The sequence below is a fragment of the Microbispora sp. CA-102843 genome, from assembly GCF_050936215.1.
In the GTDB taxonomy this organism is placed as follows: Bacteria; Actinomycetota; Actinomycetes; order Streptosporangiales; family Streptosporangiaceae; genus Microbispora.
On sequence record NZ_JBNJNF010000001.1, the window covers coordinates 3208723 to 3222841 of the forward strand.

General features: G+C 72.2%; 16 protein-coding genes. 10 read left to right on the top strand and 6 right to left on the bottom strand.

Features of this window, described 5'->3' with window-relative positions:
* Window positions 1-8 precede the first annotated feature (8 nt).
* A complete protein-coding gene (locus ACQEVJ_RS15115; RefSeq protein ID WP_433101308.1) occupies window positions 9-1040 on the top strand; it encodes a chemotaxis protein CheB in 1032 nt (343 codons plus the stop codon).
* Window positions 1041-1049: 9 nt separating this feature from the next.
* On the top strand, window positions 1050-2897 hold the full coding sequence (locus tag ACQEVJ_RS15120; protein WP_433101310.1) for a CheR family methyltransferase: 1848 nt from the start codon (window positions 1050-1052) through the stop codon (window positions 2895-2897).
* 24 nt (window positions 2898-2921) lie between these two features.
* Here the strand turns inward: ACQEVJ_RS15120 and ACQEVJ_RS15125 are convergent, their stop codons facing one another.
* The 3 genes from ACQEVJ_RS15125 to ACQEVJ_RS15135 form a co-directional block, all read right to left on the bottom strand.
* Complete coding sequence (locus ACQEVJ_RS15125) at window positions 2922-3485, bottom strand: SAM-dependent methyltransferase (RefSeq protein ID WP_433101312.1); 564 nt, start codon at window positions 3483-3485, stop codon at window positions 2922-2924.
* A gap of 143 nt (window positions 3486-3628) precedes the next feature.
* Window positions 3629-4501, bottom strand: a complete 873-nt coding sequence (locus ACQEVJ_RS15130; RefSeq protein ID WP_433101314.1) for a hypothetical protein — start codon at window positions 4499-4501, stop codon at window positions 3629-3631.
* Entirely contained in the window at window positions 4498-4809 is a 312-nt protein-coding gene (locus ACQEVJ_RS15135; protein WP_433112739.1) for a PadR family transcriptional regulator, read from the bottom strand. The genes ACQEVJ_RS15130 and ACQEVJ_RS15135 overlap by 4 nt, the downstream gene beginning before the upstream one ends.
* A 133-nt stretch (window positions 4810-4942) precedes the next feature.
* Here ACQEVJ_RS15135 and ACQEVJ_RS15140 point away from each other — a divergent pair, with 133 nt between their 5' ends.
* From ACQEVJ_RS15140 to ACQEVJ_RS15150, 3 genes are all read left to right on the top strand, one after another.
* Window positions 4943-5218: a DUF6343 family protein gene (locus tag ACQEVJ_RS15140; RefSeq protein ID WP_433101316.1), complete on the top strand. Its 276-nt coding sequence runs from the start codon at window positions 4943-4945 to the stop codon at window positions 5216-5218.
* 55 nt (window positions 5219-5273) lie between these two features.
* Window positions 5274-6149, top strand: coding sequence for a TIGR03619 family F420-dependent LLM class oxidoreductase (locus tag ACQEVJ_RS15145; protein ID WP_433101318.1), 876 nt, complete (start codon window positions 5274-5276; stop codon window positions 6147-6149).
* Between the two features lie 104 nt (window positions 6150-6253).
* Window positions 6254-6727, top strand: coding sequence for a nuclear transport factor 2 family protein (locus ACQEVJ_RS15150; protein ID WP_285784709.1), 474 nt, complete (start codon window positions 6254-6256; stop codon window positions 6725-6727).
* Here the strand turns inward: ACQEVJ_RS15150 and ACQEVJ_RS15155 are convergent.
* Entirely contained in the window at window positions 6699-7646 is a 948-nt protein-coding gene (locus tag ACQEVJ_RS15155; protein ID WP_433101320.1) for an IclR family transcriptional regulator, read from the bottom strand. The two genes, ACQEVJ_RS15150 and ACQEVJ_RS15155, sit on opposite strands and share 29 nt — an antisense overlap.
* An 88-nt stretch (window positions 7647-7734) precedes the next feature.
* Between ACQEVJ_RS15155 and ACQEVJ_RS15160 the strand changes: the two genes are divergently transcribed.
* The 5 genes from ACQEVJ_RS15160 (at window position 7735) to ACQEVJ_RS15180 (ending at window position 11687) form a co-directional block, all read left to right on the top strand.
* Window positions 7735-8904: a hypothetical protein gene (locus tag ACQEVJ_RS15160; RefSeq protein WP_433101322.1), complete on the top strand. Its 1170-nt coding sequence runs from the start codon at window positions 7735-7737 to the stop codon at window positions 8902-8904.
* Window positions 8904-9680, top strand: a complete 777-nt coding sequence (locus ACQEVJ_RS15165; RefSeq protein ID WP_433101324.1) for an SDR family oxidoreductase — start codon at window positions 8904-8906, stop codon at window positions 9678-9680. Before ACQEVJ_RS15160 ends, ACQEVJ_RS15165 begins: the two co-directional genes overlap by 1 nt.
* A gap of 31 nt (window positions 9681-9711) precedes the next feature.
* Window positions 9712-10866 carry a sulfotransferase family protein gene (locus tag ACQEVJ_RS15170; RefSeq protein WP_433101326.1) on the top strand — a complete coding sequence of 385 codons (1155 nt, stop codon included), beginning with the start codon at window positions 9712-9714 and terminating at the stop codon, window positions 10864-10866.
* A 13-nt stretch (window positions 10867-10879) separates the two neighbouring features.
* Entirely contained in the window at window positions 10880-11011 is a 132-nt protein-coding gene (locus ACQEVJ_RS15175) for a hypothetical protein (RefSeq protein ID WP_433101328.1), read from the top strand.
* 244 nt (window positions 11012-11255) lie between these two features.
* Window positions 11256-11687 carry a TetR/AcrR family transcriptional regulator C-terminal domain-containing protein gene (locus ACQEVJ_RS15180; protein WP_433112742.1) on the top strand — a complete coding sequence of 144 codons (432 nt, stop codon included), beginning with the start codon at window positions 11256-11258 and terminating at the stop codon, window positions 11685-11687.
* Window positions 11688-11709: 22 nt separating this feature from the next.
* Here the strand turns inward: ACQEVJ_RS15180 and ACQEVJ_RS15185 are convergent, their stop codons facing one another.
* Both ACQEVJ_RS15185 and ACQEVJ_RS15190 read right to left on the bottom strand, forming a co-directional pair.
* Entirely contained in the window at window positions 11710-13206 is a 1497-nt protein-coding gene (locus ACQEVJ_RS15185; RefSeq protein WP_433101330.1) for a sugar ABC transporter ATP-binding protein, read from the bottom strand.
* A gap of 66 nt (window positions 13207-13272) precedes the next feature.
* On the bottom strand, window positions 13273-14073 hold the full coding sequence (locus tag ACQEVJ_RS15190; RefSeq protein WP_433101332.1) for a DeoR/GlpR family DNA-binding transcription regulator: 801 nt from the start codon (window positions 14071-14073) through the stop codon (window positions 13273-13275).
* Window positions 14074-14119: the final 46 nt, after the last annotated feature.

Here is a 14119-nt window from a genome sequence, read left to right on the forward strand (position 1 = left end):
GGGCGTTTGTGGGCGTGCTCGTCCAGCGCGATGTCGTGGTCATCGCCGCGTCCGCGGGAGGCATCGAGGCCCTGCGGACGCTGCTCGGCAACCTCCCGGCGGGTCTGCGGGCCTCCGTGCTCGTCGTCCTCCACATCTCGCCGCGGGCGGGCAGCGCCCTGCCGGGCATCCTCGACCGCGCGGGGCCGCTGAAGTCGGCCGGGGCACAGGACGGCGAGCCGTTGCTGCACGGGCGCGTCTACGTGGCTCCTCCCGATCTCCATCTGCTGGTGGACGGCGAGACCGTCCGGCTGTCCCGGGGGCCCAGGCACAACGGCCACCGCCCGGCCGCCGATCCACTGTTCCTCAGCGCGGCGGCCTTCGCGGGGCCGCGGACCCTCGCCGTCATCCTGAGCGGCACCCTCGACGACGGGGCGCGGGGATGCGCGGAGGTGGAGCGCCGCGGCGGGCTGGTGGCCGTGCAGGACCCCGAGGAGAGCTCGTTCGACGGCATGCCGCGCGCGGCCATCGCCGCGACGAGCCATCCGATGGTGTCCTCCGTACGGGACATCGCGCAATGGATCGTGCGGGAGTGCGACGCGACCGCGTCTCCTCCACTGGGAACAACCGGCGTGGATCGAAAGCTCCGGCACGAGCTGGATGCCTTCTTCTCGGTAGGTGTGCCGGATCCGCCCCCCGGCCGGTTCAGCGCTCTAACCTGCCCCGACTGCAACGGGCCGCTGTATGAGGTGGCCTCGCCCCCGAACGGGCACTACCAGTGCATGGTGGGTCACGCCTGGTCGATGGAGAGCATGGTCGACGGGCAGTCGGAGGTCGTCGAGCGGGCCTTCTGGGTGGCGATCCTGCGGATCGAGGAGCGGCTGCGGCTCCTGACGCGGATGCTGGCCGACGCCGAGGGGCGCGGGCAGGCCCTGGTGGCACGCCGCCTGCGGCAGCAGACGGAGCGTGACCGGGACGCCCTGGAGACCCTGCGCCACCTGCAGAGTCAGATCGGCCGCGAGGCACCGGCCCCGCTCACCCACGGCGACGAGCGGCGATAGCGTGGACCCATGGTCACCAGCGAGGAACGGGAGTTCGACGACCTCCTGCTGATGCTCAAGGAGACCCGGGGGTTCGACTTCACCGGGTACAAGCGCAGCACGCTGCAGCGCAGGGTCGCGCGGCGGCTGGAGGCGCTCAAGCTCGAGACGACGGGGGAGTACCGCGACTACCTGGAGCTGGAGCCCGGCGAGTTCGCGATCCTCTTCGACAGCCTGCTCATCAACGTCACCGGGTTCTTCAGGGACCCGCAGGCCTGGCAGGTCTTCCGCGCGAGGGCCGTCCCCGCGGTCCTCGCGGCCAAGGCCGGCGGCCGGGCGATCCGGGCCTGGAGCGCGGGGTGCGCCACCGGTGAGGAGGCCTGCAGCCTCGCCATCACCCTGGCGGAGGAGCTGGGGCTGGACGAGTTCCGGGAGCGGGTCAAGATCTACGGCACCGACCTGGACGAGAAGGCCCTGCACGTGGCCCGTACGGCGGTCTACGACGAGCGCAAGCTCGCCGACATGCCGCCCGAGCTGCGGGACAAGTACTTCGAGCAGGTGGACACGGGGTTCGCGTTCCGCCGCGACCTGCGCCGCCAGCTCATCTTCGGCCGCAACGACCTCACCAGGGACGCCCCGATCTCCGGGGTCGACCTGCTGCTCGCACGCAACACGCTGATGTACTTCAACGCCGAGACGCAGCTCAACATCGTCCGCAAGTTCCACTTCGCCCTCGCCGACCCCGGCTACCTCTTCCTGGGCAAGGCGGAGATGCTGCTCGACCACGGCGACAAGTTCGAGCCGGTGGACCTGCGCGTGCGCCTGTTCAGGAAGATCCCCCAGCCCGCGAGCGGGGCGCGCATCGGCTGGAACTCGCCGCCGGCGCACGCGGAGAAGAGCACGCGCCTTCCGCGTCTGCAGAGCGCGGCGCTCGCCTCCGGCCCGGTCGCCCAGATCACGCTCGACGCGTCGGGCAGGCTCGCCCTGCTCAACACCCGCGCCGAGGTCCTGTTCGGCCTGCGGCCCCGCGACGTGGGCAGCCCGTTCCAGGATCTCGAGGTGTCCTACCGGCCCGTCGAGCTGAGGTCGCTGATCGAGCAGGCCGAGCTGGACCTGCGCACGGTCGAGCTGCACGACGTCGCCTGGCGGCGCCCCGGCACGCAGGAGCCGAGCATCTTCGACGTCGCCGTCGTCCCGCTCATGGACAGGACCGGCGGGCTCGTCGGTGTCACGGTCAACTTCCACGACGTCACCCGTTATCGGCGGCTCCGCGACGAGCTCGAACACGCCAACAAGGAGCTCGAGCACGCGTACGAGGAACTGCAGTCGCTGAACGAGGAGCTGGAGACCACCAACGAGGAGCTCCAGTCCACGAACGAGGAGCTGGAGACCACCAACGAGGAGCTCCAGTCGACCAACGAGGAACTGGAGACGATGAACGAGGAGCTCCAGTCGAGCAACGACGAGCTCCAGCAGATCAACGAGACGCTCAACGCCCGGACGCTGGAGCTCGACCGGGCCAACCAGTTCGTCGCCTCCGTGGTGCGCTCGCTCGGCGACGTGGTCGTCGTCGTCGACCGGGACCTGCGGGTGCTGCTGTGGAGCCCGGCGGCGGAGGAGCTGTGGGGGCTGCGCGCCGACGAGGCACACGGCTGTGCCCTGCCCTCGCTCGACATCGGCCTGCCCCTCGACCCGCTGCTCCCCGTGATGCGGCTCGTGCTGGACGGCGAGCCGGCCGCGGCCGGTCAGGGAGACCCCGCGAGCGTCGAGGCCGTCAACCGCCGGGGCCGTCCCGTCCGGCTCGCGGTCACGCTGGCGCCGCTCCACGAGGACGACGCGTCCGTCCAGGGCCTGATCCTGGTCATGAGCGGGGAGTGAGGTCTCCCGGCACCCGCGGAGGCCTCAGGTGACGCGCCCGACTCCACCCAGGATGTCGCCTCCCGGCATGCCGTTCCATTCGACCTCCACGGTCTTGGGGCGCCACCGGTGCAGCGGCACGACACCCGGCTCCAGCACGTCGAGGCCGTCGAGGAGGCTCCGGACCTGGGCCGCGGTGCGGGGCACGATGCCGCCCGCGGTGGTCGCGGTGTAGACGTCCCGGCCCCGCCTGACCGCGTCCTCGTCCAGCTCGCCCTGGGTGATGTGGGAGACCACCAGATGGCTGCCCGGGACGAGCGGCTCGCGGAACGCGCCGACGAGCTGCGCCGCCTCCGCGTCGTCGGTCACGAAGTGGAGGACGGCCAGCATGATCAACGCGACCGGCCGGGTGAAGTCGAGGTGGGCGAGGACGCCGGGGTGGCCGAGGATCGACTCCGGTTCGCGCATGTCGCCGTCAATCACGATGGACCGGGGGTTGTCGGGGTCGGCCGCGAAGTTGTCCTTGCCACCCAGGTAGTAGTCGTACATCCGGGCCACGCTCGGCGTGCCGGGGTCCACCACCCACGCGGGAGCCTGCTCCTCGTGCACGCTCTGCCCTCCACTGCTCGGGTCCGGTCCGCAGCATGGACGACGACCATCCTAGGGACACATGTGCCGGTTTTGACCGTCTGATCCGACAATCGGCAATGCCGGATGTCCCCGCGGTGTCCGGTCACGGCCTTCGGGCCGGATCAGACCTTCTCCCTGGTCCGCCTGGCCACGACGAACGACGAGATCACGAGCACGGTGAGCAGGCCCCAGTACGCGAGGCCCTTCCTGCCGTGCGTGGAGAGGTTCTCGCCCAGGTAGGTCAGGCCGGGGATCAGGTAGACCGCGGCCGCGAGCGCCCATCTGGCGTCCCTGACCGAGACGGTGGCCCAGAGCACGGCCGCGAGCGCCAGCACCTCGACGCCCGCCCGGGCGAGCATCCAGGGCAGCGTCTCCGGGTAGGACAGGCCGAGCAGGAACTGCAGCCCCCAGCAGAACGCGGGAACGAGCAGCCACGACCACGATCGGGCGGGAAGGCCCTTCCCCGGTCGCACCGCGAGTACGGCCAGGCCGGCGACGATCACCCAGAAGGGCGCCATGCTCGACACCTCGACGTACGCGGGGCCGAAGCCGGCCATTTTGAACGCGTCGCCGTGGAAGACCAGGAAGCGGCTGGACTCGAGCGCCGCGATCAGCGACAGGGCGAGTGCCGCCCGCGCCCATCCGCGGATGATCGCCACCATCAGCGCGAGCGCGCCGAGGGTCCAGACCGGCCGGACGAGATGCGGCAGCATCTCGATCTTCATGGCGAACGTGGTCGTCGCGACGGCGAGCACGCCCAACTGCAGCCCGTCCGCCCACCAGGGCACGCCCCTGGCCCTGGCGTTCCGTGCATGGGCGGCGAAACCGCAGGCGATGAGAGCGAGCACCTCCCGGAGCGGCGGACGGCGCGTATGAGGGCCGGACGCCGCCATCAGGGTGCCGATGAGTTCCTCGCCGTGCCACTCTCGATAGACCTTCGGGTAGACCCGGAGCAGACGGCGGTAGCGCCGTTCGAGCGCGTGCTCGGCGCTCATGCGCTCACCACCCCGATCTGCGCCGTGACGACCCTGGCGGCCTGCTGGAGCCGCACGGCCTCCTCGCGGACCGCGGCGACGCCGTCGTCGGTGATCCGGTAATACCGTCTCGACCGGCCGTCGACGACCTCTTCCCCGTCGACCGCCACCAGGCCCGCCTCCACGAGCCGGTCGAGCGCCCCGTACAGGGTGCCGACGGCGATCTTCACCCGTCCGGCCGACTGCTCACCTGCGCGTTTGATGATTCCGTAGCCGTGAAGAGGGGCCTGTAAGAGCGCGGCGAGGATGAAGTACGTCGCTTCCGTCATCTTGGTCACGGGAGGACCATATATCGAGCGCCGATATATGGTCCAGCGCTTCCGGTGGGACCGCTCAAGGACCTGACGATGTCCGGCGCGAGCCCGAGTGGGTAGGGCTCGATGGTGGAGGGAGGCGATTGGAATGGGGAAGCGACGCGCCGGGCGGACCGCCTCTCCGCCCCGATCCCCGTCGCCGCGCGACCGGTTCTGGTCGGTGTTCTCCCCGACGTCCGAACCGCCGCGCAGCGCCCTCGGCCTGCGGATGGTGCTGGCCGCCTTCGGGCTGGTCGTCTGCGGCTTCATCGCCATCACGGGGTATGCGGCGGGGCTGGTCGTGCCGGCCGTCGTCGCGACCGTGCTCGCGATCGTCGCCGCGGCCGACTTCGTCGTGCTGGTCCGCCGCCGCGCCGGGCGGTGAGGAAAGGCCGTGCGGGGCATTCAAAAATAGAACGCGTTCTCGTACGCTCCGGGGTATGCGTTTCACCTACGCCGAGGCGATGACCGACCCGTCGTACTACCTGCCGCTCGCCCGGGCCGCGGAGGCGGCGGGATACACGAGCATGAGCGTGGCCGACTCCCTGGTCTACCCCCAGGAGTCCGACGCGAGGTATCCGTACACGGCGGACGGGGGCCGGGAGTTCCTGGAGGACAAGAGCTTCATCGAGACGTTCGTGCTGATCGCCGCCATGGGGGCGGTGACCTCGACGATCAGGTTCACGCCGTTCGTCCTCAAGCTCACGGTGCGTCCTCCGGTGCTGGTGGCCAAGCAGGCCGCCTCGGTCGCCTGGCTCACCGGCGGCCGTCTCGGCCTCGGCGTCGGGCTCAGCCCCTGGCCGGAGGACTACGCCGTGACGGGCGTGCCGTGGGCGCGGCGAGGCAGGCGGATGGACGAGGCGGTCGAGATCGTCCGAGGCCTGACGCGCGGCGGCTACTTCGAATACCACGGCGAGTTCTACGACCTGCCGCCGGCCAAGATGTCCCCGGTGCCGGCCGAGCCGATCCCGATCCTGGTCGGCGGGCACAGCGAGGGGGCGCTGCGCCGTGCCGCCAGGCTCGGGGACGGCTGGATGCACGGCGGGGGAGACCCCGCCGAACTGGACGCGCTGCTCGCCAGGCTCGCCGCGCTGCGCGTCGAGGAGGGCACCGCCGACCGGCCCTTCGAGATCCACGTGATCTCCCCAGACGCCTACAGCGTGGACGGCGTGAAGCGGCTGGCCGACAAGGGCGTCACCGACGTGATCGTCGGCTTCCGCAGGCCGTACGTGAAGGGGCCGGACACCGAGCCGCTGAGCCGGAAGATCGAGCATCTGGAGCGCTTCGCCGAGGCGGTGATCGCCAAGGTCGATTAGCGGTCGGGCCGCCGCCGTGGGGGCGGCCTCCGTGTGGGGAGACGGCCAGGCGTGGGTAGAACGTGTTATTGCAAGCTGCCGCGTGCTCGCGCATGCTGGGGCGCATGGATCTGATCGCGCTGGAGGAGATCCGCCAGACCAAGTACCGCTACCTGCGCTGCCTCGACCTCAAGCGCTGGGACGACTTCGCCGACACCCTCACCGGCGACGCCGTGGCGGCCTACGACAATCCGGTGGCCGGCGACCCGCTGCGGTTCGACGGGCGCGAGGCCATCGTCGGCTACATGCGCGCCAGCCTGGGGCCGGGGGTGATCACGACGCACCTCGCCGGCCACCCCGAGATCGAGATCGACGGCGACGACGCCAGGGGCACCTGGTGCCTCGACGACACCGTGCTCATTCCGCGCCACCGCCTGATGATCCGCGGATCCGCCTACTACGAGGACACCTACCGGCGCTGCTCCGACGGGCGCTGGCGGATCAGCGGCACCGGCTACCGCCGCACGTACGAGTACACGGTGTCCCTCGACGACCTGCCCAGTCTGCGGTTCACCGCGAACCGCTGGGCCGCGTCCTGACCCTCCCGGAGCCGGGCCGCGCCGCCGTTCTGTCCGGGACCGTGCCGCCGAGGTCCCCGGTGACGGCGTCGGCCGCGGCCACCAGCGCGGCGCCGCGCCGGGCGATCTCGGCGCCGGTGACGGCGGCGCCGACGTGCAGGGTGAGAACGAGTTCCTGCTCGCCGCCGGGGCCGTAGGCGGGCGCGGCGACGAGGTTGACGGGATGCTTCTTGCGCGGGGCGAGGCCCGCGCCGAGGTAGACACGCTCGCCCAGGCTCGACACCATCTCGCCGACCAGGGCGCGCACCTCCCGCGGCAGCTCGTAGGCCGCCACCCCGGCCATCAGGGAGTGCAGCCGCATGCCTGCCGGGGTGAGGCTCTCCACGAGATATCCCGCCGTCCGGCACTGCTCGACGACCGTGCGCAGGTGCTCGCGGTCCATGCGCACCGGCAGTGTCGGCTCCCTGGCCAGCCAGCGCTCCAGCTCCCGGTCGGGTCCCCACAGCACGTACATCAGCCCGACGGGCGGCGCGAACGGGTAGCGTTCGCCCACCCTGACCGGCGGAGCGCCGGGCGGGACGACCGCGTCGAGCACCATGATCTCGTCGCCGACGACGGCCGACGCGGTGCACGCGGCGTGATACCGCTCGGCCAGCGGCTCCAGGTGCCGCCGCGCCACGTCGCCGGCCAGGAAACCGCGCCGCGCCGCCCGCCCCGCCGCGACCAGCGCGGGACCGAGGCCGTACGTCAGGGTCGCGGGGTCGCGCACGAGATAGCCGGCGGCGACCAGCTCGGTGAGGATGCCCAGGCACGTGGGCTTGCTGATGCCCAGCTCGCGGGCGAGCGCGGACAGGCCGAGCCCGCGACCGCCCGCCGCGACCAGATGGTCGAGCACGGCGACCACCCGCCGGGCGGGCGGAGAGCGCCGCGCCACAGCCATTGACCACTCCTAGAACGAGTTCTACTCTCGCGATGGGAAAAGGCTACCGCTTCGGTACATATTTGTACCGCCTATCCGAGGGAGTCCGATGGCCACGGAACCGTTCGCCCGGGCGATCGCCGAGGCCGAGGAGATCATCCGCTCGGCGCCGCATCTGCGGTCCGAGCAGGACCTGGCCGAGGGCCTCGACTACCTGGCGGGCGGCATCAAGGCGGCGTTGCACATGACGTGGGCCTACGACCGCGACTTCCCCTTCTTCGCCGCCTCCACCGGCCCGTACGCCAAGCTCGGCCTGGACAACCCCGACACGCTCTACTTCCACGCCTACATCCGGGACGACGCCGAATACGTGGTCACGGGCCGCCGCGGCACCACGGCGGACCTGAGCTTCCAGGTGCTCAACGGCGACTACTCGCCCGCGCGGTCGCCCGACAGCCTCACCGCCTTCGACGACCGCGACATCGAGATCGCCCCGGACGGGTCGTACGAGCTGCGCTTCGGCCCGCCCGGAACGGGGGCCCGCTTCGCGCTGGGAACCGGCGCGGCGATGCTGATCGTGCGCGAGGTCTTCTCCGACTGGGACGCCGAGCGGCCCGGGGAGATCCGCATCCACCGCGCCGACACGCTCGGGTCGGCGCCCCCGCCCCCGGACGTGGACAAGATCTCCAGGCGCTACGAGGTGGCCGCGAAGATGCTGCTGGGGCGGCTGCGGACGTTCCTCGCGTTCCCGGAGTGGCACTACCTCACGCTGCCGGTCAACACGATGACCGAGCCGCGGCCCACGCCGGGCGGCCTCGCGACGCAGTATTCGTCCGTCGGCCACTACGACCTCGACGACGACCAGGTCATGGTCGTCACCGTGCCCGCGGCGGGCCGTGACGTCGCGCCCTACCAGGGATTCCAGCTCGGCAGCATGTGGTACGTCTCGCTGGACTACGTCAACCACCAGACCAGCCTCACCGCCGACCAAGCCCGCCACGACCCCGACGGGAAGATCCGCTACGTGATCGGCGAGCGCGACCCCGGGCTGGCCAACTGGCTCGAACGCACCGGGCACCGCCGCGGCTACCTGCAGATCCGCTGGCAGCGGCTCACCCGCCCCCTCGGACCCGATGACGGTCCCGAGGTGGAGGTGATGCGGTTCGAGGACCTGCCGTCCAAGCTGCCCTATCACGACCGGCAGCGGGTGAGCGCCGGGGAGTGGGCGGCCCGGATCGCCGCCCGGCAGACCGCCGTCGCCCGAAGGATGCTGGGCTGATGCCGCTGAAGGACCGGGTCGTCGTGATCTCGGGGGTCGGGCCCGGGTTGGGGCGCGCCCTGGCGCTGCGGTGCGCGGCGGCCGGGGCCGACGTGGTGCTGGCCGCCCGCGGCGAGGAGCGGCTGGCCGCGGTGGCGGAGGAGGTCGCGCGGCTCGGCCGGCGCGCGGTGCCGGTGCCGGCCGACGTCACCGACGAGGCGTCGCGGCGGCGGCTGGTCGCGTCGGCGCTGGAGACCTGCGGCCGGGTCGACGGCCTGATCAACAACGCCTTCGCGATGCCGCCGATGACGGACCTCGTCGACGTGGACCTCGATGCGGTGCGCGCCGCCTTCGAGACCAACGTGCTCGCCGCGTTGCGGCTCACCCAGCTCTTCGCGCCGGCGCTCGCCGATCACGCGGGCTCGGTCGTGATGGTCAACTCGGCGGTGCTGCGGCACTCGCGGCGCACCTTCGGGGTGTACAAGATGGCCAAGGCGAGCCTGCTCGCCCTCGCCCAGAGCCTGGCGACCGAGCTCGGGCCGCGCGGCGTGCGGGTCAACAGCGTGGCGCCCGGCTACATCTGGGCGGACAACCTGAAGCGCTACTTCGAGGCCCTGGCCCGGCGGCGGGGCGTCCCCGTGCGGCAGGTGTACGACGAGACCGCCGCCGGGCTCGACCTGCGCAGGCTGCCCGAGCCCGACGAGATCGCCGACGCCGCGGTGTTCCTGCTGTCCCCGCTCGCGCGGGCGATCACCGGCCAGTGTCTCGACGTCAACTGCGGCGAATGGCACCACTGAGCAGTTTCTATCAGCCCGCGGAGGCGACCGGATGAGCACGGGAAACGACGGCGTCGGCACGATCGAGGACCTGCACGCCTGGGCGAGCGGTGTTACCGGGCTGACCGGCTTCGGGGACGACCCCTACCTCGACGGGCTCGGCGTGCTGCTCGAGTCGTACGCCAGGGACGCGGCGCTCACTCCGCAGGGTGCCCGGGCGGCCCGCGCGATGCTGCGCGGCGCGCTGACCGCCCGGCTGCGGTGCGAGGAGGCGCGGCGGCGGCACCCGGAGCACGCGGCCGTGCCGGTCGAGCGGCCGATCTTCGTCACCGGCCTGCCGCGCACCGGCACCACCGCCCTGCACCGGCTGCTGACCGCCGACCCCGCAAACCAGGGGCTGGAACTGTGGCTGACCGACTCGCCCCGGCCGAGGCCGCCGCGCGAGACCTGGGCGGGCGACCCGGAGTATCGGGCCGCCCAGGCCGCGTACGAGCGGCACCACGTGCGCCATCCGGAGTTCATGGGCGTGCACTACATGTCGGCGGACATGGTCGAGGAGTGCTGGCGGCTGCTCCAGCAGTCGATGCGGTCGGTCTCCTTCGAGTGCCTGGCCCACCTGCCGGCGTACTCGGCCTGGCTGGCGGCGCAGGACTGGACGCCCGCCTACCGGCGGCATCGGCGGATCCTCCAGCTCATCGGGCTGGGCGACCCCGGCCGGCGGTGGGTGCTGAAGAACCCCAGCCACCTGTTCGCCCTGGACGCGATCATGGAGGTCCACCCCGGCGCGCTGGTCGTCCAGACCCACCGCGACCCGGTCACCGCCATGGCGTCGATGTGCAGCCTCGCCGCGCAGGCGACCGCCGGATGGTCGGAGGCGTTCACCGGCGCGGTGATCGGGCGGGACCAGCTCGAGCTGTGGAGCCGGGGCCTCGACCGCTTCCGCGCCGCCCGCGCCAGGCACGACCCGGCGCGGTTCTTCGACGTGCACTACGACGAGTTCGTCCGCGACCCGCTCGGCACGGTCGAGGCCGTCTACGCCCACTTCGGGCTGCCGTTCGGCGACGCCGCCCGTACGGCCATGGCCCGCCTGCACGAGGAGAGCCGCTCGGGGGAGGCCCGGCCGGAGCATCGCTACGAGCTGTCCGGCTTCGGGCTGACCCCCGAGGAGGTCGAGGCGCGCTTCTCCGGCGTCGGGTCGTCCAGGTGACGCCGGGCACGGTGTGCAGGACGTACTGACCCTGGTCGGCCTCGGCTCGACCGGCCGGGGCGGGCAGGTCAGGGCCGGCGGCGCCCTGCCCGCGAACGGATGGCGGCGGTGGCGGAACGAGCTGCCCTGGACACCGCTCAGGTAGACACCGCCGCCGTCGGCCAGCACCTGCATGGTGTTCGAGGTGCGATTGCGCAGGATCCTGACGCCCTGCCCCGGCCCGACGACGATCCCGCAGTGCGGCACGTCCGTGACCTCGTTGTGAGCGATCACGCAGCCACGCGCGCCGGAGACGGCGATCCCCGGCGAGCCGCTGTGGTCAAGCCCGACGCGACGCACCAGGTTGTCCTCGATCGCGATGTCGCGCCCGCCGGACACCACGACTCCTCCTGGGCACCGCGCTCACCCCGTCCGAGGTGATCGCGGTCGTCGGGCTGGTCGGCCGCTTCGTGGACGCCGAGGCCCTGCTGCTGGCCGAGACGCGGCGCGAGGAGCGCCGCAGCGGCGTGTCCGAGGAGGAGTGGTGGGGAATGCGCGACTCCCTGTACGCGCACCTCGGCCGCTACCCCGCACTCGCCCACCTGTGGACGGAAGGCGGCTGGGACCACCCGGAAGACTCCTTCGAGTTCGGGCTGCGCCGCCTCCTCGACGGCATCGAAGCATTGATCCGCGAGCGTGACGAAACTCGTGACGAAAAGCCAGCTGACGAGAACTGCCCGGAGTGCGGCGCCGCGCTCGACCCCGCGCCCTCGGGCCGTCCACGCGTCTACTGCTCACGGGCCTGCCGGCAGCGCGCCTACAGAAGGCGCAGGCATCCCTGAGCGAACACTCCAGAAGCGGGGGTCAGCTCGCGGCGAGCGCTCCCATGATGCGGTCCTCGCTGACCTCGGGCCCCGCCAGCTCGCCGACGACAGCGCCGTCGCGCAGGACCACCACGCTGTCGCAGTTCTCCACCAGCTCCGACACGTCGGAGGAGATCAGCAGGATCGCCAGCCCGTCCACCGCCAGGTCGTCGAGGAGCGACCGCATGGCCAGCTTGGTCGCGATGTCGACGCCCCGGCTGGGCTCGTCGAGCAGGAGCACCTTCGGATGCATCGCCAGCCAGCGGGCCAGCAGCACCTTCTGCTGGTTGCCGCCGGACAGCTCCCCGGCCGCCTGCCGGGGCGAGACGGCCTGGATGCCCAGCCGCCGCATGAACGTGGCGACGATCCGGTCCAGGTGCGCGTCGGAGACGATCCCCGCGCGGGACAGGCGGGGGAGCGCGGCCAGCGCGATGTTGTCGCGGACCGACAGGGTCGGCACGATGCCCTCCACCCGGCGGTTCTCCGGCACGAGCCCGACACCGGCGCGGATCGCGCTCCTGATCGACCACTTGCCCGCAGGCGCGCCCGCGATCGTCACCTGGCCGGCGTCCACGCGCAGCGCGCCCGCGATCGCCTTCGCGGTCTCGCTGCGCCCCGCGCCCCGCAGGCCGCCGAGGCCGACCACCTCTCCCGTACGCAGGGCGAGGGAGACGTCGCGGAGCACGTGGCGGCGGGTCAGCCCCCGGGCTTCGAGCAGGGGCTCGTCGGCGGGCGGGCCGGCCGGCTCGCCGGTGACGGCGGCGTCCGCCCCGTCGGCGTGGAAGGGCCGGCCGAGCAGGAGCGAGACCAGCCTGCGGCGGTCGAGGCCGGCGAGCGGTCCCGTGTGCACCACGCGGCCTTCGCGCAGCACGGTCACCCGGTCGCAGATCTCGTAGAGCTCGTCGAGCCGGTGGGTGACGTAGAGCACCGCCCGGCCCTCGTCGCGGAGCCGGGAGATCGCGCCGAACAGGACGTCCAGCTCGTCGCGCTCCAGCGCGGAGGCGGGCTCGTCCATGACGACCAGCCGCGCGTCCGCGGACGCGGCCCTGGCCAGGGCGACCAGCTGACGCGCGCCGTCGCCGAGCGAGTCGAGCGGACGGCGCGGGTCGGCGCGCAGGCCGTAGGAGGACAGCAGCTCGGCGGCCCGCGCGTGCATGGCCGCGAAGTCGATCAGGCCGAAGCGCCCGCGCGGCTCCCGGCCGAGGAACAGGTTGGCGGCGATGCTCATCGTGGGGACGAGCCCGGCCTCCTGGTGGATCGTGGCGATCCCGAGCCGGGCGGCCTCGGCGGGGGAGGAGAGGGAGATCTCTTCACCGAGGTGGCGCAACCGGCCGGCGTCCGGCCTGCACACCCCTGAGAGGACCTTGACCAGGGTGGATTTGCCCGCGCCGTTGCCGCCGACGAGCGCGTGGACCTCCCCGGCCCGCAGGGCCAGGGTGACGTGGTCGAGCGCGGGCGCGCCTTGAAAGCTCTTGCAAATACCTGCGGCCTGCAGCACAGTTGCCTCCGCCTCGAATGGTGAGCCCGACAGGAAACAAACCCGTAACGAGGCCGTCACATTCGATCAAATCTGAGCAACGTGCAGGCGGACGCCCTTGCCGCTCAGCTCGTCGAGCACGTCGCGCGGGGCGGCGTCGTCGGTGACCAGATGGTCGATCTGCTCGGCGGACACGGTCTGCACCATGGCGTCGATGCCGATCTTGGTGTGGTCGGCCAGCACGACGACCTCCTCCGCGGCGGTGGCCAGGGCCTGGTCGACGCAGGCGACCTGCATGTTCGGGGTCGACAGGCCGCGGTCGGCGGTGAGCCCGTTGCCGGAGATGAAGGCCCGGCGCACGCGCAGCCCGGCGAGGGACCGCTCGGCCGCGCTGCCGACGAGGGCGAGGATCGGCCCGCGCAGCGTGCCGCCCGTCAGCATCACCTCGATGCGCGGGGAGTTGGCGAGCGCCTGGGCGACGAGTAGCGAGTTGGTGACCACGGCGAGCTCGGTGTGCCTGCTCAGCCTGCGGGCGAACTCCTGGGTGGTGGTCCCGGGGCCGATGACGATCGCGTCCCCGTCCTCGACCAGCGACGCGGCCAGATCCGCGATGGCGCACTTCTCCGCGGAGGAGAGCGTCACCTTCTGGACGTAGCTGGCCTCCCTGTTCAGGTCGCCGGGGAGGGTGGCGCCGCCGTGGTGCCGGTTGAGCAGGCCCTCCGACTCCAGCGCGCGCAGGTCGCGGCGCACGGTGACCTCCGACGACTGCACCGCATGGGCGAGCTCGCGCAGCGAGACGGCGCCGTTGGCCCGCACCAACTCCAGGATCCGCTGGCGGCGCTCGGCCGCGAACACGGGCCGGCGCCCGTCGCTGTCCGTGTCGACCACGCCCCCACCCTCCGCTGTGACCGGTTCCGATCATAGTCGACCAGCC

Excerpts from the sequence above, each read along its gene's own strand:
- ACQEVJ_RS15165 (WP_433101324.1), top strand. The coding sequence starts at position 8,904 with ATGCCGCTGAAGGACCGGGTCGTCGTGATCTCGGGGGTCGGGCCCGGG.
- ACQEVJ_RS15120 (WP_433101310.1), top strand. The coding sequence starts at position 1,050 with ATGGTCACCAGCGAGGAACGGGAGTTCGACGACCTCCTGCTGATGCTC.
- ACQEVJ_RS15140 (WP_433101316.1), top strand. The coding sequence starts at position 4,943 with ATGGGGAAGCGACGCGCCGGGCGGACCGCCTCTCCGCCCCGATCCCCG.
- ACQEVJ_RS15145 (WP_433101318.1), top strand. The coding sequence starts at position 5,274 with ATGCGTTTCACCTACGCCGAGGCGATGACCGACCCGTCGTACTACCTG.
- ACQEVJ_RS15170 (WP_433101326.1), top strand. The coding sequence starts at position 9,712 with ATGAGCACGGGAAACGACGGCGTCGGCACGATCGAGGACCTGCACGCC.
- ACQEVJ_RS15160 (WP_433101322.1), top strand. The coding sequence starts at position 7,735 with ATGGCCACGGAACCGTTCGCCCGGGCGATCGCCGAGGCCGAGGAGATC.
- ACQEVJ_RS15130 (WP_433101314.1), bottom strand. The coding sequence starts at position 4,501 with ATGAGCGCCGAGCACGCGCTCGAACGGCGCTACCGCCGTCTGCTCCGG.
- ACQEVJ_RS15150 (WP_285784709.1), top strand. The coding sequence starts at position 6,254 with ATGGATCTGATCGCGCTGGAGGAGATCCGCCAGACCAAGTACCGCTAC.
- ACQEVJ_RS15155 (WP_433101320.1), bottom strand. The coding sequence starts at position 7,646 with ATGGCTGTGGCGCGGCGCTCTCCGCCCGCCCGGCGGGTGGTCGCCGTG.
- ACQEVJ_RS15135 (WP_433112739.1), bottom strand. The coding sequence starts at position 4,809 with ATGACGGAAGCGACGTACTTCATCCTCGCCGCGCTCTTACAGGCCCCT.